This is a genomic window from Chryseobacterium sp. sg2396, from assembly GCF_042610505.1.
Classification (GTDB): domain Bacteria; phylum Bacteroidota; class Bacteroidia; order Flavobacteriales; family Weeksellaceae; genus Chryseobacterium.
Window position 1 is genome coordinate 164,834 of record NZ_JBHGAQ010000003.1, and the last position, 18,758, is coordinate 183,591.

At 38.0% G+C, this 18,758-nt stretch carries 23 protein-coding genes; 21 read left to right on the forward strand and 2 right to left on the reverse strand.

Annotated features, from left to right (window positions below; all coding sequences use genetic code 11):
- The first annotated feature begins 15 nt into the window (after positions 1–15).
- The 4 genes from rpsD to ACED20_RS04255 all read left to right on the forward strand — a co-directional run bounded on the left by rpsD (position 16) and on the right by ACED20_RS04255 (position 3,127).
- Positions 16–624 (forward strand): 30S ribosomal protein S4, encoded by a 609-nt coding sequence (gene rpsD / locus ACED20_RS04240; RefSeq protein ID WP_027381319.1) that lies wholly within the window; start codon positions 16–18, stop codon positions 622–624.
- Positions 625–657: 33 nt separating this feature from the next.
- Positions 658–1,653, forward strand: coding sequence for a DNA-directed RNA polymerase subunit alpha (locus ACED20_RS04245; RefSeq protein ID WP_288374579.1), 996 nt, complete (start codon positions 658–660; stop codon positions 1,651–1,653).
- Positions 1,654–1,659: 6 nt separating this feature from the next.
- Complete coding sequence (gene rplQ / locus ACED20_RS04250) at positions 1,660–2,184, forward strand: 50S ribosomal protein L17 (RefSeq protein WP_288374581.1); 525 nt, start codon at positions 1,660–1,662, stop codon at positions 2,182–2,184.
- A gap of 121 nt (positions 2,185–2,305) precedes the next feature.
- A complete protein-coding gene (locus ACED20_RS04255; RefSeq protein ID WP_294238693.1) occupies positions 2,306–3,127 on the forward strand; it encodes an N-acetylmuramoyl-L-alanine amidase in 822 nt (273 codons plus the stop codon).
- Between the two features lie 67 nt (positions 3,128–3,194).
- Here ACED20_RS04255 and ACED20_RS04260 read toward each other — a convergent pair whose 3' ends face one another.
- Complete coding sequence (locus ACED20_RS04260) at positions 3,195–3,629, reverse strand: hypothetical protein (RefSeq protein WP_288376272.1); 435 nt, start codon at positions 3,627–3,629, stop codon at positions 3,195–3,197.
- 225 nt (positions 3,630–3,854) lie between these two features.
- On the opposite strand from ACED20_RS04260, the gene ACED20_RS04265 reads away from it, so the two are divergent.
- The 13 genes from ACED20_RS04265 to ACED20_RS04325 all read left to right on the forward strand — a co-directional run bounded on the left by ACED20_RS04265 (position 3,855) and on the right by ACED20_RS04325 (position 13,343).
- Positions 3,855–4,043 (forward strand): hypothetical protein, encoded by a 189-nt coding sequence (locus ACED20_RS04265; RefSeq protein ID WP_288376270.1) that lies wholly within the window; start codon positions 3,855–3,857, stop codon positions 4,041–4,043.
- Between the two features lie 88 nt (positions 4,044–4,131).
- Entirely contained in the window at positions 4,132–4,764 is a 633-nt protein-coding gene (locus tag ACED20_RS04270) for a response regulator transcription factor (RefSeq protein ID WP_294238696.1), read from the forward strand.
- Between the two features lie 6 nt (positions 4,765–4,770).
- Positions 4,771–5,556, forward strand: coding sequence for a hypothetical protein (locus ACED20_RS04275; protein ID WP_294238699.1), 786 nt, complete (start codon positions 4,771–4,773; stop codon positions 5,554–5,556).
- 699 nt (positions 5,557–6,255) lie between these two features.
- The gene (locus ACED20_RS04280) at positions 6,256–6,987 is read left to right on the forward strand and encodes a sensor histidine kinase (protein ID WP_294238703.1); all 732 of its coding nucleotides are present in this window, start codon (positions 6,256–6,258) and stop codon (positions 6,985–6,987) included.
- Positions 6,988–7,121: 134 nt separating this feature from the next.
- Positions 7,122–7,451 (forward strand): hypothetical protein, encoded by a 330-nt coding sequence (locus tag ACED20_RS04285; RefSeq protein WP_288376265.1) that lies wholly within the window; start codon positions 7,122–7,124, stop codon positions 7,449–7,451.
- 20 nt (positions 7,452–7,471) lie between these two features.
- Positions 7,472–8,728, forward strand: coding sequence for a hypothetical protein (locus ACED20_RS04290; RefSeq protein WP_288376263.1), 1,257 nt, complete (start codon positions 7,472–7,474; stop codon positions 8,726–8,728).
- A 2-nt stretch (positions 8,729–8,730) separates the two neighbouring features.
- A complete protein-coding gene (locus tag ACED20_RS04295) occupies positions 8,731–9,051 on the forward strand; it encodes a hypothetical protein (RefSeq protein ID WP_378103587.1) in 321 nt (106 codons plus the stop codon).
- Between the two features lie 5 nt (positions 9,052–9,056).
- Complete coding sequence (locus tag ACED20_RS04300; protein ID WP_378103589.1) at positions 9,057–9,212, forward strand: hypothetical protein; 156 nt, start codon at positions 9,057–9,059, stop codon at positions 9,210–9,212.
- Complete coding sequence (locus ACED20_RS04305) at positions 9,199–9,591, forward strand: hypothetical protein (protein ID WP_378103590.1); 393 nt, start codon at positions 9,199–9,201, stop codon at positions 9,589–9,591. Before ACED20_RS04300 ends, ACED20_RS04305 begins: the two co-directional genes overlap by 14 nt.
- On the forward strand, positions 9,557–10,015 hold the full coding sequence (locus tag ACED20_RS04310) for a hypothetical protein (protein WP_378103591.1): 459 nt from the start codon (positions 9,557–9,559) through the stop codon (positions 10,013–10,015). Before ACED20_RS04305 ends, ACED20_RS04310 begins: the two co-directional genes overlap by 35 nt.
- 97 nt (positions 10,016–10,112) lie before the next feature.
- Entirely contained in the window at positions 10,113–11,405 is a 1,293-nt protein-coding gene (eno, locus tag ACED20_RS04315) for a phosphopyruvate hydratase (protein ID WP_288448413.1), read from the forward strand.
- An 86-nt stretch (positions 11,406–11,491) separates the two neighbouring features.
- Positions 11,492–12,778 carry a citrate synthase gene (locus ACED20_RS04320; protein WP_378103593.1) on the forward strand — a complete coding sequence of 429 codons (1,287 nt, stop codon included), beginning with the start codon at positions 11,492–11,494 and terminating at the stop codon, positions 12,776–12,778.
- Between the two features lie 112 nt (positions 12,779–12,890).
- Positions 12,891–13,343 carry a hypothetical protein gene (locus ACED20_RS04325; RefSeq protein WP_378103595.1) on the forward strand — a complete coding sequence of 151 codons (453 nt, stop codon included), beginning with the start codon at positions 12,891–12,893 and terminating at the stop codon, positions 13,341–13,343.
- A 220-nt stretch (positions 13,344–13,563) separates the two neighbouring features.
- On the opposite strand, the gene ACED20_RS04330 is transcribed toward ACED20_RS04325, so the two are convergent.
- Positions 13,564–13,725: a hypothetical protein gene (locus ACED20_RS04330; protein WP_288376255.1), complete on the reverse strand. Its 162-nt coding sequence runs from the start codon at positions 13,723–13,725 to the stop codon at positions 13,564–13,566.
- 293 nt (positions 13,726–14,018) lie between these two features.
- Between ACED20_RS04330 and ACED20_RS04335 the strand changes: the two genes are divergently transcribed.
- The 4 genes from ACED20_RS04335 (at position 14,019) to ACED20_RS04350 (ending at position 18,752) form a co-directional block, all read left to right on the forward strand.
- Entirely contained in the window at positions 14,019–14,933 is a 915-nt protein-coding gene (locus ACED20_RS04335; RefSeq protein WP_288448407.1) for a dimethylarginine dimethylaminohydrolase family protein, read from the forward strand.
- Positions 14,934–15,066: 133 nt separating this feature from the next.
- Entirely contained in the window at positions 15,067–15,447 is a 381-nt protein-coding gene (locus ACED20_RS04340; RefSeq protein WP_294239823.1) for a four helix bundle protein, read from the forward strand.
- Between the two features lie 265 nt (positions 15,448–15,712).
- Positions 15,713–16,636, forward strand: coding sequence for a citrulline utilization hydrolase CtlX (gene ctlX, locus ACED20_RS04345; protein ID WP_294239825.1), 924 nt, complete (start codon positions 15,713–15,715; stop codon positions 16,634–16,636).
- A 562-nt stretch (positions 16,637–17,198) separates the two neighbouring features.
- On the forward strand, positions 17,199–18,752 hold the full coding sequence (locus ACED20_RS04350; RefSeq protein ID WP_378103598.1) for a T9SS type A sorting domain-containing protein: 1,554 nt from the start codon (positions 17,199–17,201) through the stop codon (positions 18,750–18,752).
- Positions 18,753–18,758: the final 6 nt, after the last annotated feature.

Genomic DNA, 18,758 nt, shown 5'->3' on the forward strand with positions numbered 1-18,758 from the left:
TAGAATTTACCCATTATGGCAAGATATATTGGACCTAAAACTAAGATTGCTAGAAAGTTTGGTGCTGCAATCTACGGAGATGACAAAAACTTCGAGAAAAGAAAAAACCAACCGCCAGGACAACACGGTCCTAACAAGAGAAGAGGTGCTAAAAAATCTGAATACGCAGTTCAGTTAGCTGAAAAACAAAAAGCTAAATATACATACGGTATCTTAGAAAGACAGTTTGCTAACTTATTCGAGAAAGCACACAGAAGTAAAGGTGTAACAGGGGAAGTTCTACTACAGCTTTGCGAATCAAGACTCGATAATGTAGTTTACAGATTAGGTTTTGCTAAAACAAGATCTGCTGCAAGACAATTGGTTTCTCACAGACACATTACCGTGAACGGAGAGATTCTGAACATTCCTTCATATTTGGTAAAAGCAGGTGATGTAATCGCTGTAAGAGAAAAATCCAAGTCTCTTGAAGTGGTTACCAATGCATTGGCTTCCAAAGCAAATTATGAGTGGTTACAATTCAACGATGAGAAAAAAGAAGGTACTTTCGTATCTGCCCCTGAGAGAATCCAGATTCCGGAGGACATCAAGGAACAGCTTATCGTCGAACTTTACTCTAAATAATTTTTTAATCAAATTTTTGCTCAACCCAATAATATGGCAATTTTACAATTCATAAAACCCGATAAAGTAATTTTACTTAACTCTGATGATTTTAGAGGTCAGTTTGAATTCAGACCACTAGAACCAGGTTTCGGGCTTACAATCGGTAATGCTTTGAGAAGAGTGTTGCTTTCTTCTCTGGAAGGATACGCTATTTCATCTATCAAAATAGAAGGTGTAGAGCACGAATTTTCAACCATTCCGGGAGTAATCGAAGATGTTACCGAAATCATTCTTAACCTGAAGCAGGTAAGATTAAAATCTACGGCAGAAAACCAGTCTAATGAGCAGGTTGTTGCCAAAGTATCGGGTCAGACGGTGATTACTGCTGGAGATTTAGGAAAAGCGATCAACGGATTTGAGGTGTTGAACCCGGATTTAGTGATTTGTAACCTAAACAATGACGTTACTTTCGAAATTACTTTCAATATAGAAAAAGGAAGAGGGTATGTGCCTTCTGAACAAAATAAGTCAAACAATGCACCGGTAGGTACTATTGCCATCGACTCTATTTTCACGCCAATCAAGAAAGTACAGTATAGCATTGAAAATTATCGTGTAGAGCAAAAAACAGACTACGAAAAACTTGTACTGGATATCGAAACTGACGGATCTATCAGTCCGCAGAATGCTTTAACTGAAGCTTCCAAGATCTTAATCTATCATTTCATGCTGTTCTCCGATGAGAGAATCACGCTTGAGACGGAAGCCGTAAAAGCATCGATCCAATATGATGAGGAGACTCTTCATACAAGACAACTACTGAAGTCTAAATTAGCAGACATGGATCTTTCCGTAAGAGCCCTGAACTGTCTGAAAGCGGCTGAAGTGGAAACTCTTGGAGAATTGGTTTCTTACAGTAAGTCTGATTTGATGAAATTCAGAAATTTTGGTAAAAAATCTTTGACAGAACTAGAAGAATTAGTGCATTCAAAAGGTCTAAACTTCGGTTTCGACGTTGCAAAATATAAATTAGACGCTGATAATTAATTAATAATGAGACACGGTAAAAAATTCAATCACTTAGGAAGAACAGCTTCTCATAGAAGCGCATTGCTTTCTAATATGGCTTGTTCTCTAATTGAGCATAAAAGAATCAACACTACTGTAGCAAAAGCAAAAGCTTTAAGAGTATATGTTGAGCCTCTATTAACAAAAGCAAAAGAAGATACTACACACAACAGAAGAATTGTTTTTTCATATCTTCAAAATAAAGAAGCGGTTGCTGAATTGTTCAGAACAGTAGCTCCTAAAATCGCTGAGAGAAACGGTGGTTATACAAGAATCATCAAAACAGGTTTCAGACCGGGTGATGCTGCTGATACTGCTCTTATCGAACTGGTAGACTTCAATGAGCTTTATAATCCGAATGCGGAAGAGAAAAAAGCGACAAGAAGAAGCAGAAGATCTGCGGCTCCTAAAAAAGAAGCTGTAGTTGCTGAAGCTCCTGTAGTAGAAGAAAAAACTGCTGAGCCAACGGCTGAAGCTGCTGATTCTACAGAAGAAAAAACTGAAGAATAATATTCATCAGATACATCATAAGAACCCATCCGTTTATTCGGATGGTTTTTTTATTTTACACAAAAGGGTAATTGATTTTGATAGGTTTATGGAATATGTTTGTGATACAAAAATTTTAGTTATGAAAATTTTAAATAACAAATTATCAAAAACGCTTTCCTCCGAAAGCATTAGTTTTGTATCTACTCCAAATAAAGGAGGAGAAATAATTCCTGATTCCATCATTATTCACTTTACTGCGGGGAGAAGTGCTGAAAGTTCTGTAGAATGGTTCAAAAATCCGGAAGCTAAGGCTTCTGCACATCTTGTTATAGATAGGGATGGTAAGGTGATACAAATGGTAGAATTCAACCATAAGGCCTGGCATGCAGGAGTCAGCAGATGGTCGGATCGATCGGGTTTTAATAACTTTTCCATCGGTATTGAACTGGATAATCCGGGAAGGCTGACAAAGGTGAACGATCGGTTTTATTCTTGGTTTAAAAAGGAATATCCGAAAGACGTGGTTGTTGAAGCTAGGCATAAGCATGAACAGGAGATTTCTTACTGGCACAATTTTACGGACAGACAGATTGAATCCTGTTTTAATGTATGTAAATTATTAATGGAAAATTATAATATACAAGAAGTCCTGGGGCATGAAGATATTGCTCCGTTCCGGAAAAATGATCCGGGACCGGCATTTCCTATGGAAAGTTTCAGAGCAAAACTTTTTGGTAGGGAAGATGACACGGCCGATGTATATAAAGTAACAGCAAACCAGGTTAATCTCAGGACTGGTGCAGGAACCGAATTTCAGATTATTGATAAACTTCAGTCTGATACAAAAGTCGAATTTGTAAAAAGTAAATCCGGTTGGTTCTATGTTTATGTATTGTCTAAAAATATAGATGGAGAGCCGTTGTACGGTTGGATCAATGGCTCATTGCTTAGGAAGGCATAAATACATAATATGGATTAAAAGTAAAACTAACCGACCGTTTAAAATGAATTAAACGGTCGGTTATATTTTATATTTTCGTTTTTTTCAGCTCAATAATATTATTTCCCTGGATCAGATGAATACTGTCCTGCGTTACTTTTGCCGTCATATCATCCTTTGTATATGTTGTTTCTTTACCGCTGCTTCCCGTTTTCTTCAGGATAAATGTTTTATTGTTATTTCTGATGGAAAGCGTACTTTCTTTCGGGGTGGTTTCAAAGATTACTTTTACCAGGGTGCCATCCGTTGCTTTATAAATATTGCTGGTCTTTTCCGTTTTCTGCCCGTTCACTTCCGTCATCGAGGATGATGTGCTTACGGAATCTATTTTACCGTTGTTATCCACCACCGAAGTCTCCGAACTTTCCGATTGAATGATCTCTTTGTTGCCGCCTTCACTTTTTTTACAGCTTACCATAGAAAGAAAAATCGCTGAAACTGCGACCAGAATTACCTTTTTCATGATGTTAATTTTTTTTAATGTATTGATTGTTAAATGTTTTGTAATATAAAATAATTTTCCTTAAATTTAATCAAAACAAAAACTAAACCAACCATGATGAACGTAAATCTTCTAAAATTACACAAACGGGTAATTGACCCGCTCCTTTACGATTCCGAACTTTACCGTAATAAATCAGGGAAGCCGAAAACTATATAGAGTAGGCCTATTTAAAACTTTATTACTATGTTCACAGAATCAGAAATCAAAAATGTATCATTAGAAAAAAGTCCGGAAAGCGTTAATTTTTGCGCAGTGTGGCCTGCAGCGAAAAAAGGGCTGGAGCTTCTGAAAGAAATCGTCAAAAATTCTGTACTTAAAGGTGTGATCGGCACGGTGATCGGTCTTGGAGACGGATTTTGTCCTTCAAAATAATGAATAGCAAGGGCTATCTCCATTTTTGTGATGTCCCAAATTGTTAGAATTGGAATTCTGAGTTGAATATTCACCCAATCCACGCCAGATGAAAATAACCATAGCCATCGTAGAGGACGAGAAAAACTACAACAATGCCTTGAAGAAAGTAATTGATTACCAGGATGACATGAAAGTCGTTGCCCAGTTTTTTGACGGACGCGAGGCTTTGCAACAGCTCTCTGATCTTTCTCCGGATGTGGTCATGATGGATATTCAGCTTCAGGATATGCTGGGCATCGAAATCATTGAAAAACTGAAACAGCAGATGCCGTCCACCCAGTTTATTATGTGTACGAGTTTTGAAGATGACGAAAAGATCTTCAATTCACTGAAAGCCGGAGCCATGGGCTACCTGGTGAAAGGGGAGAGCATGGATAAGATTCTTTCCTCCATTCGCGATGCATTCAACGGCGGCGCCCCGATGAGCTTCTCCATCGCTCGGAAAGTCCTTAGCCATTTTGAACGTAAACTTCCCCAAATCCAGGGTTGCAACGAACTCACGGACCGGGAAAAGGAGATCCTGGAGCTTCTCTCGCAAGGATTATTATATAAAGAAATTGCCGACAAGAAATTCATCAGCATTGATACGGTGAAAAAACACGTCGGCAACATCTACCGAAAGCTCCACGTCAACAACAAAGTGGAGGCTATTAATAAATTTAACCATTTTAAAAACTAAGAAATTATGAATCCAGAAGAATTGAAAAACTTTTGTGCGGAAATCAAATTAAATGTAATTAAAGAGATTTTACAAATAGATTGTGAATCATTCAAGGATATTGGGAATAAGCATATTGAAATGAACCTGGAGCTTACTCCTGATCAATTAAGATGTATGAGTAATGGTGCTGAAGAAATTTTTTCTGAAAATAGTATACCACAAATACTAGAAGATTTCATAATTAATACAAAATCTTTTAAAAGTGTTAATTTTTCATTTGATAATATTCATTTTATCTTCATTGATAATGTATCCTTAAATAGATTTCTTAAAGATATTAATGGTAGTGATATTTCAGTTAGAAGTATAAGTCAAAAATATATGCATTATTATATAATTTTAAATTGCAATGAAGACAATCTATATGAATTTGTACCTACTAATTATAATGCATACTTAGTAGATGATAATTCAGAACTGCGAGAAATTAATATTTCAACCAGTTTTGGAGATGTAAGAAAAGAATTTCTAGAAGGCATAGGTGAGTTAATCAGAAAAAAATCAACTTTAAATGGAATTACAGAATATATAACTTTTCCTTTAAAAGTAGTAGAGACATTCATAAAAGAACAATATGAAACAATAGATATTAGGGTAAAATTAATACGAATAAAAAAGGATTGTATTCTACAGGGCATTAATAGTAACGTTAATGATGTTTTACGAGATCCAAAAAAACAAAAAAAGCTATCTATGGCTTTTCAAAAAAACAATAGTAATTTTTATGATATTGGTAATATGCAGCCATGATGTATTCTAGTTTTCAAATAGCATATATCATAGTCTTATTTTTTGTTGCTTCCTTTTCTATTTTCTTATATTTAAAAATAGGAGGGAGGCAACAGGATTTTTTGTGTTTTTACTTAGGAACAAGTTTTATACTAGAATTTTTAATGTTTATATTTCAGATATATTTTGGGAGCAGTATTCAATTTGGATTTTTATATAATCTTTACATTTTATTTTGTTCTCTTTTTTTCCTTTTTTACTTTAATCGAAATCAAAATTTATTATTAGTAAAAGTCAATACCTTTATTTTTACAATTTTTGCTGTGATTTTTTTAACCTTTATCTTAAAGAGTTATAAAGAAGTAAATCAAATTATCGCAATTTCATTTTCATTAATGTACATTATTTACAGCCTCACTTGGCTATATGGAAAAATCAAATATCCAAATGAAATCTTTATAATTGATGAACCCAAATTTTGGATTTCCAGTGGGCTATTATTTTGGGGAGTTTTTTTTATTTTAAGAGTTATTCCAAGATATATGTTTGATCAATTTGATAATAAAATTCTAATTGTTTCTCAATCATTCTTTTTCGTCATAAATATTCTCTTTTACATTTCATCTTTTATTTCATTATTAAAATATAGTAAAATGTATGGTATTCGATGACAAAAACTTAACTGAGATAAAATTAACATACATTATTATTACAATTGTAATGTTTTTCTTTATTTCATTCATCATTTTCATTGTTTTAATGTACAACCGAAAACAACTCCTTTACCTCAAAGAAAACCAGCTCAAAGAATCTGAACACCAAAACCAACTCCTCCAGAAAGAACTCGAAAAACAAAAACTGATCGAAAAAGAACGGGAACGGATTTCCCACGACATGCATGACGATCTCGGAGCCGGGATCTCAGCCCTAAAACTCCAGGCGGAATTTTTAAAACAGCGTGCTGAAGACGAAGATCTCAAAAGCGACATCGATGAACTCCTGAAAACCTCCGAAGACATGAATCTCTCCATGCGGGAAATGCTCTGGAGCCTCAATTCCGGAAATGATACCTTGGGAAGCTTTATCGATTATGCCAAATCCTACGCCCGGAACTTCCTCAAAAAAACAACCATCGTCCTTCATATCGAAAATGAAAATGTGATTTCGGAAACCACCATTACGACAGAACAGCGGCGCAACCTTTTTTTATGCCTTAAAGAAGCCTTGAATAATGCTTATAAACACAGCCGGTCCGACAGGCTTACCCTTTCCTTTATTCAACAGGAAAAAGAATTCATGATGAAGATATCGGATAACGGAGTCGGCATCGATCCTGAAAACCCTGAAGGCAACGGCTTACGCAACATGAAGCGCAGGATGCAGGAACAGAACGGGCATTGTGAAGTCATGACGGAAAATGGGACGCATCTGTTTTTCAGGATTAAATTGTAATTGGATTTTTAAGTTTAAATAAAGCAGCATCATTTTTATGGTGCTGTTTTTTATTGTAAATCACCCGTTTGTGTAATTGACAGGGATTTGTTTTTGTGAGAACTTTGAGGTAGGAATTTAAAAAATCGATAACCATGAAAACAATTATTGACGACAGTATCGAAGGACTGACCACCGCACTCAAAAATGACGATAATCTTCAGGAAAAGTTTAAAAATGATCCTGTGGCAGCGTTGGGCAGCGTTGAAACAAGAAATCCCAAGGATACGGACTACTGGATTTATAGAATTATCGTTATTTCACTTGGGCTTGCGGTGATCTCAATCATTATTGGATTAATTATCATTTCAATCGATGGAATCAGATTGGAAAATCAGCTCATCACTATTTTTACTGCAATTTCATCAGGAGCAATTGGAGCAATGGCCGGGCTTCTGGCTCCTTCGCCCGGTAAAAGTAAATAATCATTTTAAAAATCAACAATATGAAAAATTTTTTACTGCTTACAAGTATTGCATTTTCCTGTCTGGTACATGCACAGAAAACAAGAGTGTTGGCTTTGGATCTGAGTACACCTACTGAGAAATCATTGCGATTTGAAGATGGTGAGGGGGATTCTGCAAGATGGCTTTCAGTAAGATCCGCAGATTTGATTTCTTTAAAATTAATCAAAGGAAATCCTTTAAAATACAGCTACAGGATAAACGGTGCTCCCATTACCTTATTCATGAATGCTGATGAATGGAACCGCTTATTTTCGGAGCCATCCGATAATAAAGAAGCATTTGCAAAACAGTATGATGCGGCCACTTATGAGAGCCTGCCGAAAAAAAATGAGAAACTGGAAAAAAGGCTGGAAAATTTAGAAATTACCCTGGACCGGTTTGAATTGGAAAATACGAATAAAGAAAGTCTTGATGATGACTTTAAAAAAGACAGAGCGTTATTGTTTGATACTCTTAAACAGGCAAATTATGAAGCGCATGCAAATAAAGCCTGTTTAGAACAGGGGATGAATAATCCGGAATACAAAAATCTCTTATCGGAGGAGGAAAAGGCTAAAGCTGAAAAAAATATCAAAAGTAACATAGACCAGGCGGATAAGATGCTGAAGTCATTTGAAACTAAATATTTCTTCTCTAATGAATTTTACACACTTCCCATGGAACACCAGGGCAAAAACATAGATGCCATTGAATTTACCGTTAAAAGGGTTAATAAAGAAACGAATGCGGAAGACGAGACATTCACCGGAAAATACAAGGTATGGATCACAGGCGGGATGAAGATAGACATCAGTGCCGGTGTTTTTCTGACGAGCCTGTTTGATAAAGAGTATGAAGCGAGGGATATCTCAGATGATTCGGGAAACAAGGAGATTGTCTTAAAGAATCATGGAAATTACGATTTTGCATTCGGCTCTACCATTAATACCAATTTCAGAATTAATTCCTGGGTACAGCCGCAACTCAGCTTTGGAGCGGTTTTTACGCAGAACCAGAAGTTTCAGCTCATCCTTGGAGGAGGTATTATTCTGGGCAGAGAAGAGCGGTGGATTCTTTCCGGCGGGCTTAGTATGGGAGTGGTAGACCGTCTGGCAGACAGGTTTCAGGCGGGAGGAATATATGATCTGGGAACCAGCGGACAGGTTCCTACGATAAAACAATTCAAATTCGGACATTTCTTCGGCATTACATACAATCTTTCAAAAGTGAATACAATTTCTATAAAACCTAAATAATTATGAACAATTCAGAAAAACAAGAGGAGCTTTTTGATCCGAATAATGTTAAACACGATCAGATGCTAGGAAACCTGCAGGGAAATATCCTTAAAGGGCATGGCAGAAATTTTACTTCCCATCTGTTTATCCGATTTTATAAAAATAAAAGAGAAGAGGCCGTAGAATGGCTAAAAAGCTTTTCAGGAAAAGTGACTTCCTGTAAAAAACAATTGAAGGAAACAGCTATATTTAAGAAAAACGGCATTTCGGGTAGTGTATTCTTTGGATTCTACCTTACCGGTGAAGGCTATTCCTATCTTGGGAAAAAGCAGATTTCTTAACAAGCATGAAAAATGCCGAACTGGAAGATCCGGATGTTACAAAATGGGAAGAAGGGTATCAGGAAGAAATTCATGCAATGATCCTGATCGCCGATGATAATTATGATACCGTTCAAAACCATAAACAGCTTCTGGTAAAAGAACTAAATGGTTTTTTCTGACATTCTGAAAATTGAAAACGGCAACGTCATCAGAAACCCTGGAGGAGAAGGTATTGAGCATTTCGGATATGCAGATGGAATCAGCCAGCCACTTTTTTTCCGAGAAGAAATAGAGGCGTACCGTGAAAAGTATAAATATTTCCAGGCTTTCGACCCAGCTTTTCCACTGGAACAAGTACTGGTAAAAGACCCTTTGCTGGAAAATGAAAATGCATTCGGAAGCTTTTTGGTATTCCGTAAGCTGGAACAGGATGTAAAAGGTTTTAAAAGACAGGAAAAACAAATTGCTGAAAAAATGAACCTGGAAAACGATGAAATTGTAGGTGCTGTCATGGTAGGCAGATTTGAAGACGGTAACCCCATATGCTTTATCACATGAAGACGGAATTCTCGACAATCTGACGAATAATTTTAAATATGGAAACGAAGCTGGAAAATGTCCTTTCCTGAATCACATCCGTGCCACGAATGAACGTGATGAGGCTTCGCGTTCGATGATTATGGCCAGAAGGGGAATCCCGTACGGTGCTGTTTTAGATATTGAAGATACCGGAGAAAAAAAGCGAGGGCTTTTATTTATGAGCTTTCAGAGCAATATTAAAGACCAGTTTGAGGCTTCCCAATTGCGTGCTAATGCAAAGAAAGATCCTATTATCGGCCAAGGCAGCTCTTTTACAGCAGAGGCTTTATGTTTCGGGGAAAATACGGAAAGTGTACAGATGGATTTCAAAAGCTTTGTTACTTTGAAAGGCGGCGAATATTTCTTCGCGCCTTCGATTCCTTATCTGAAAAATCTAAATTAACTAAAATTTAACTCTGAATAAACGTATAAATTACACCCCATTTGCTTCATAACGTTAAAAATTGATTAAATTTGTCTGAACTATAAAAAAACGAACAATGAGTTACATTTCTTACATAGAAGCGAGACAAATTTTGGATTCAAGAGGGAATCCTACAGTAGAAGTAGATGTATTCACAGAGAGCGGGGCGATGGGTCGTGCTGCCGTACCTTCCGGAGCGTCTACCGGGGAACATGAAGCGGTAGAGCTGCGTGACGGCGGTTCGGAATGGATGGGGAAAGGCGTTTCCAAGGCTGTAGAAAATGTAAGAGAAGTAATCGCCCCTGAATTGGTAGGCCTTCCGGTTTTCGATCAGAACCTGATCGACCAGATCATGATCGATCTTGACGGATCCAACAACAAAGGGAATCTTGGAGCCAACGCTATTCTTGGGGTTTCTTTGGCTGCCGCAAAAGCAGCAGCAGCAGACCTGAAAATGCCCTTATACAAATATGTGGGTGGGGTAAATGCCAATACGCTTCCTGTTCCGATGATGAACGTGATCAACGGTGGATCCCACTCCGATGCACCGATCGCCTTCCAGGAATTTATGGTAATGCCGGTAAAGGCAGACTCTTTCTCCCATGCTTTGAGAAAAGGAACGGAGATTTTCCACAACTTAAAAGCGATTCTTCATTCAAGAGGCTTATCGACGGCGGTAGGGGACGAAGGTGGTTTTGCACCGACTTTCACAGGAACGGAAGATGCTTTGGATACTTTACTTCAGGCCATCGAAAAAGCAGGGTACAAGCCTGGTGACGATGTGATGATCGCACTGGACTGCGCGGCTTCAGAATTCTATAAAGACGGGGTTTACGATTACAGAAAATTCCAGACGCCGGATGCTGCCCAGTATACCAGCAGCGAGCAGGTTTCTTACCTGGCTGAACTGGCCAATAAATATCCGATCATCTCTATCGAAGACGGAATGCAGGAAAATGACTGGGAAGGCTGGAAAATGTTAACGGATAAAATCGGAGACAGAGTGCAGTTGGTTGGTGACGATTTATTCGTAACAAATGTTGAAAGATTGTCAAGAGGAGTTAACGAAGGAATTGCCAATTCAATCCTGGTTAAAGTAAACCAGATCGGTTCTCTTTCCGAAACCATGGCTGCCGTACAGATGGCTCAGCACAACAAATTTACGTCTGTAATGTCTCACAGATCCGGTGAAACGGAAGATTCTACCATCGCTGATTTAGCAGTAGCGATGAACTGCGGACAGATCAAAACAGGATCTGCTTCAAGATCAGACCGTATGGCAAAATACAATCAATTGCTGAGAATCGAGGAAGCTCTTGGTGAAACAGCGGTTTTCCCAGGACTGGATGCTTTTAAAATCAAAAGATAATCAATCGAATTTATAAATTACGGCAAGCGAAATTTTTAGTTTGCCGTATTTTGTAATAAATAGTATATTTAGAAAAAAAATAAATAATGTCAGACAACAAAGTAATATTGAATTACGACGGTAATTCATATGAATATCCAATTGTGGATAGTACTATCGGAGACAGAGGAATCGATATTTCAAAATTAAGAGACCAGACAGGTTTAATCACGCTTGATTTAGGGTATAAGAATACCGGGGCTACACTTAGTGACATCACTTACTTAGATGGAGATAAAGGAGAATTATTCTACAGAGGATATCCGATCGAGCAAATCGCGGATAAATCCAACTTCACGGAGGTAATGTACCTATTATTACACGGTGAGCTTCCAACTCAGGATCAGTACAGTTCTTTCGAATCAAACATTAAAAAATATAATTTCGTAGCAGAGGAGATGAAAAAAATCATCGATGCTTTTCCTCGTTCTGCTCACCCTATGGGAGTTTTATCTTCTTTAACTTCCGCGTTGACGGCTTTCAATCCTAAAGCGGTTAATGTAAACTCAAAAGAAGAAATGGACCTTGCCGCACAATTGATGATTGCCAAATTCTCTCATCTTTGCGCATGGACCTACAGAAAAACTCAGGGATTGCCGCTTAACCACGGGGATAATAGCCTGAACTATGTAGAAAACTTCTACAAAATGACCTTCAGAATGCCGAACCAGGAATTCGAAATCGATCCTGTAGTGGTGCAGGCATTGGATAAATTACTGATCCTTCATGCAGACCACGAGCAGAACTGTTCTACTTCTACCGTAAGAATGGTAGGATCTGCGCATACCGGTCTTTTTGCTTCCGTTTCTGCAGGAGTTTCTGCTCTTTGGGGGCCGCTTCACGGTGGAGCAAACCAGGCGGTAATCGAAATGCTTGAGCTGATCGAAAAAGATGGTGGAGATGTAAACAAATGGGTAGCTAAAGCTAAAGATAAAAACGATAACTTCCGTTTGATGGGCTTCGGACACAGAGTATACAAAAACTTCGACCCGAGAGCTAAAATCATTAAAAAGGCAGCGGATGATATCCTGAACGCTTTAGGTATCCAGGACAAAGCTCTGGACATTGCAATGCAGTTGGAAAGAGTAGCTTTGGAAGACGAGTACTTCGTGGAAAGAAAACTGTATCCGAACGTAGACTTCTACTCGGGAATCATCTACCGTGCATTGGGAATTCCTACCGAAATGTTCACCGTAATGTTTGCATTGGGAAGACTCCCTGGATGGATCTCTCAGTGGAAAGAAATGAGAATGAAAGGAGACCCGATCGGAAGACCGAGACAGGTATATCAGGGAGCTCAGAAAAGAGACTACATCGATATGGTAAACAGATAAGCAATATCTCAACTTATATAAAAATCCCGGAGTTTCTCTTCGGGATTTTTTATTGTGCGGAATTTTCGTAATTTAAAGTATGGAAAATACACCGCAATACCCGGCAAAAAATATGATACGAATTCTTATTGTCCTGTATATTCTTTACGGACTGATTTTTCTGATCGAAACCTTCGATTTCCTGGAAATGCTGCATACCAAGCCAAAAGATGATCATCCGACTTATGGACTGGTGAATGTGATCTTTTACCAGATGGAAATGATCATCTGCTTTATCTGTGCGTTCAGTTTTATCATTCTTATTTCCACAAAACAGTCGGTTTCCACATTGCTGTTCGTATCCGTATTGCTTCTGATATTCAGAGCATCTACCGTATATTATCTGTACGCTTACGAAACCGAAGAACGGTGGGTACCTTTCATTTATAAAGAAGCCAATGACTTCAGCATGCTGTTCCGAAGAACCTTTGTTCCTGCTCAGCTGGTCTGTAATGTTGTTGCAGTAATTTCTCTATCAAAAAGATATTTCAAAGACCGTAAAGTGAAAAAAAAGAACCTGCCGTAAGTGACAGGTTTTTAATTTGACTAAAATAATTTTGAGAGCATTGATTTATTATCAGTAATCTGACAAAATAAAAAAGCAGGAAGATAATCAGACATGTAAATAGATTTACCTTTAACAGAATATCATTTGATATCAAAGCTAATTGGCCTCTTAGTAGAAAAAACTTCTCACATCCAACTTCCGTCTTTTTAACATGCTTTATACTTCAGATTCACCTTGATTAAGGACATTGGCAACGGTCGCATACCCAGATGGTACAGGCTCCTGTGGTATCATTCCACTCACAGCAGCGTCTTGCTGCAGAAGCACCTCCGATAATGTTTTTTTGCTGATCCCTTCCAAGTTTTTGTGCATTTTTAAGCACAGCATTCTTTGTTTTCATAATAAATGGTTTTAATGATTGATGTTGAGTGATTTAACATGATTAATATGTCACTAATGTATGAATTTAAATTGGATTTTAGTCAAAAAATCATTAAAAAATAAGGCATTAAAAAAATATCTGTGAAAAGTACTTCCTACAGAGATAAAATATAAAGATATTTGATATAGCATCAATAAAAAACTGGCATCATACACAATGGTAGAATTATCTCTCTGTAATCCGCTAAAACAGGCCTGAAAGTTTTCCAGATTCAGCCCTTTACTTATATTTGTAGCATTGCATAATTCTTTATGAAACTAAATATAAAAAACGAAACAGGCAGGCTGAAATCAGTGGTTTTAGGGCAGCCCAAGTCCATGGGACCGGTTCCTACACTGCTGGAAAGTTATGACGCTAAATCATATTATTCCATTGAAAACAATCTGTATCCGAAGGAATCGGAGATCATCAAAGAAATGGACGCTTTTGAGACGGTCTTAAAGAAATATGATGTAGAAGTGCTTCGACCGGATATTATTGAAGATTACAACCAGGTTTTTGCAAGGGATGTGGCCTTCGTGATTGATGATAAAATGATTATCTCCAACGTCATTGCAGACCGTGCGGACGAACAGGAAGCTTACAAAACAGTTTTTGAAAAAGTAGCATGGAGAAAAATCATCAACCTTCCGGAAACAGCTCACATTGAAGGTGGTGACGTAATCGTATGGGATGACTTTTTGTTTATCGGAACCTGTTTTAGCGAAGATTACCGAAATTATAAAACGGCAAGAACCAACGAATATGCCATTGAAATCCTGAAGGAATATTTCCCTAAAAAAAGGATCATCGATCTGGAATTAAAAAAGAACGACAAAATTCCGTATGAAGGCATCCTGCATCTGGACTGCACCTTTAATCCTGTCGGAACAGATAAGTGCATCATTTACAAAGAAGGATTTGTGGACGAAAGCGATTACCGCCTGATCATCGATATTTTCGGTGAAGAAAACTGCTTCCACGTAACAGCTGAGGAAATGTTTGAAATGAACCCGAATATTTTTTCCATCTCCCCGGAAATTGTGGTTTCAGACACAACATTCACCAGAATGAACAGTCATCTCCGTAACGAATGGGGAATGATCGTCGAAGAAATCCCGTACCGCGAAATTTCCAAGATGGGCGGATTGCTGAGGTGTTCTACCATGCCATTGGTGAGGGAATAAGCAGGTTTGAAAGTGTGAGAGTGATAGCGCCGGAGTGTGGAAGAGTTTGAGAGTAATAGAGTAAGGGTTTCTGTTTTTATAGGATTGTGAGAAAGTTATTGATATTTTTTCTATTTTAGTTAAAAATACAAAGATGTCAACAATTAAATTCCATCAGGATCTGAAGGTCTATCAGAAATCTTTTGAAGCTGCCATGAAGATCTATGGGATTTCAAAAACGTTTCCCAAAGAAGAAATCTACTCTCTGACAGACCAGATCAGAAGATCCTCATGTTCGGTTGCAGCGAACATAAGTGAGGCGTGGGGCAAAAGAAAGTATGAAAAATCTTTTATTGCCAAACTCACAGATTCCGAAGGACAAGCCCGAGAAACTCAGACATGGCTCCAATTTGCATTAGCCTGTCAATATATTAACGAAGAACAGTTTAGAATATTAAATGATCATTACAATCAAATAATCGGAATGTTGGTGAATATGATGATTCAATCAAAAAATTGGTGCACATTTCATTAATAAAACAAAAAATACATTTCAATAAGCAATAGAGGCTTGTGAGTGGAAGTGTTGGAGCTTTTGAGAGTGAGAGGATGATTGATGTTTTTTCCGATTTCAGTTAAAAATATAATCAGGTCGGCAATTAAATTTATAAGGTTCTCATTTTATACGACAAACCTATAAAAAGTAAATTTGCACTAAAACACTAAAACACTAAAACACTAAAACACTAAAACACTAAAACACTAAAACACTAAGACTCAACAACCCTAAAACCCAAACTATGCAGACTACAGATACCGTACTTATGATAGAGCCCATTGCATTTGGCTTTAACGAAGAAACCGCAAAAAACAATTATTTCCAGACAGAGCAGAAAGGTTTTGACATCCAGTTTAAGGCATTGTCGGAATTTAAAATGTTCGTTGAAAAACTGAGAAGCAAAGGCATCAATGTCATCACCATAAAAGATACCCTGGACCCGCATACGCCGGATTCTATCTTCCCGAACAACTGGGTGAGCTTCCACCGGGACGGAAAAGTAGTATTGTATCCAATGTTCGCCTCCAACAGGAGAGTCGAAAGAAGGGAAGACATTATTGAAACGATTAAAAAACAGGGATTTGAAGTCGCTGAAATCGACGACTGGTCTTTACCTGAAACCCAGGGACATTTCCTGGAAGGTACCGGCAGCATGATTTTCGACCATGATCATAAAATCGCTTATGGTTCGGTCTCCCTGAGGCTGGATGAAAACCTTTTCAGGGAATTCTGTGAAAAGTATGGTTTTACACCGGTGGTATTTCATTCATTTCAGACCGTAGGGGAAGAAAGGCTGCCGATCTATCATACCAATGTCATGATGTGTGTGGCGGATCAGTTTGTTGTCATCTGCCTGGATTGTATCGATAATGAGCTGGAAAGAAGCAAAGTGATTGAAACCATTAAAAATTCAGGAAAAGAAATCATCGAAATTTCCGAAGACCAGATGCAGCAGTTTGCGGGCAATATGCTGCAAGTACAGAACAAAGACGGACAGAAATTTTTGGTAATGAGCGAAACAGCCTGTAAATCTTTGACAAAAGACCAGATCGCCACTATCGAAAAATACTGCGAAATCATCCACTCGGACCTGAATACCATCGAAGTGAATGGCGGCGGAAGCGCACGCTGTATGCTGGCTGAGGTCTTCCTGCCGAAAAAATAATACTAAGGTTTTTTAATATGCAGGTTTTACCTGAACGATAAAAATTCCGGAATCTGATCAGAATTGACTGATTGGGCTCCGGAATTTTCATATGGCAGGAACAAAATTCCAAATGAATGTATGTCTTTTTATGAGAAGTATGGATGTATGGTTATGTTTTTACCATCATTTAATATTTTGCATTTATATTACTTTTATCGTATGTATTTCAGAGAATACTATTCTAAAAATGCTTTCAGGAAATGGGAAAACATATTTTATCGGTGTTGTATCTCAATCGTAAATTGAATAGTGTAAGATTTAAAGTTTGTAATTTTAGTATATTTTGAGATTGGTACAATATCTAAAAATCAATGATATGTAAATTTTTCATTCGCATTGGATTTATTTATTATATTTAGTGCAGAAAAACCAATCATGATAGACAAAGTACCGTTTATTGATCAACATGCGCTTCATGCCGCATGGTTGCATTTGAAGAAAGTAATACTTCAATTATAATAAATTACCGCGACTGAGTCTTCCTGATTTTAAAAATTAATAACACACTTAAATATAAAACATGAAAAAAATCTTTGTCAGTGTACTTACCATGTACACGATTTCAGGATTTTTTGCCCAGGAATTGGTTTGGCAGAAAGACATCCCATCCCCCACGCAGAATTTTCTTTCTCAGGTAATCACCACCATCGATAACCAGTATTTAATAACCGGAAGTTCAATACGGCCGGTTGCAGATCCGCAAACGGGAGAAAATTACGGCTACGATTACAAGGTAATAAAGCTGAACCAAAGCGGAGAAGAAATTTGGGAAAAGAAATTTTCCGGTAAAAATCACGATTATCTCGCTGCAACGGTAAATACCCAGGAGGGAGGTTTTCTTCTCGCAGGCACTTCATGGAGTAATAAAGGATTAGATAAAAAAGAGGATTCAAAAGGCGGTTCGGACCTCTGGCTTATCCGCATCAACGAATTTGGCGATGAGCTATGGCAGAGGACCATTGGCGGAGCAGCCGATGAAGAAGCGCGGGCTGCTGTACAGACCACAGATTTCGGTTTTTTTGTAGCAGGTAACATAGCTTCAGGTTCTGCTCAGGGAACAGAGAAGAATTACGGTTCAAAAGATGTTTTAATCGTAAGACTGGATAAAAACGGGAAGGTGGTGTCTAAGATTACTTTAGGAGGTAAAGGATTGGATGAAGTGCAGAAGATGATCCCAACTGTAGATGGTGGAGTATTGCTAGGGATCTATTCAAGAAGCGGTGAGGGTGGCTCTAAGCGAACCGAAAACTATGGTGAAGGAGACTTTTGGGTAATTAAGCTTTCTAAAGACAATAAGGTAGAATGGGAAAAGAATTTTGGCGGAAAAGGGGATGACCATTTAAGGACCCTCGCGATGACTTCCACCGGTTTCCTGATCGGCGGCGAATCCAGGTCAGAAAAATCAGGAAATAAAACCGTAGGCATTGAAGAAGGTACTGATCTATGGTTGATCGCTACAAATTTGAAAGGAGAAGAAATCTGGCAGAAATCCTACAATTTCAAGAACAGGGATATGTTGATGGGAATGAGCGTTCTGCTGAATTCCGATGATCACTCAGCTAAAGGATATTTGCTTGGTGGTTACACACAGGCGGAAGGAAAAGTAGAAACCGATGATGAAACCTTCTGGATGCTCTATCTGGACCAGAATGGCAACGAACAATGGCGGAAGCATGTAAAAGGAGAGTCACGGAAAAAAGAAGAGCGGCTTTCGGATATTAAGCTGAACCGCGACGGCTCGATTATCCTTGCCGGAACCAGCGCGGAAGAACTTGGTAAGGAAAACTGGAAGATCGTAAAGCTTGGCGATAAACAGATCGATCAGCTGATTGAGAAGAAAGATATCAAGATTTATCCGAATCCTGTGTCAGATTATGCTTATGTCGAGATCGGCTTTGATTTTAAAGAAGGTGAAATTATAATATATGATATGGGCGGAAGACAGCTTCAGAGTATCAAGACAAAAAATAGAGTAACCAAGATTAACACACAGCCGCTGATTCAGGGGGCTTACCTGGTGTCGGTAAAGACCGATGCAGGGAAAACGGCGAGTGCTAAATTAATTAAGAAATAAAAATAC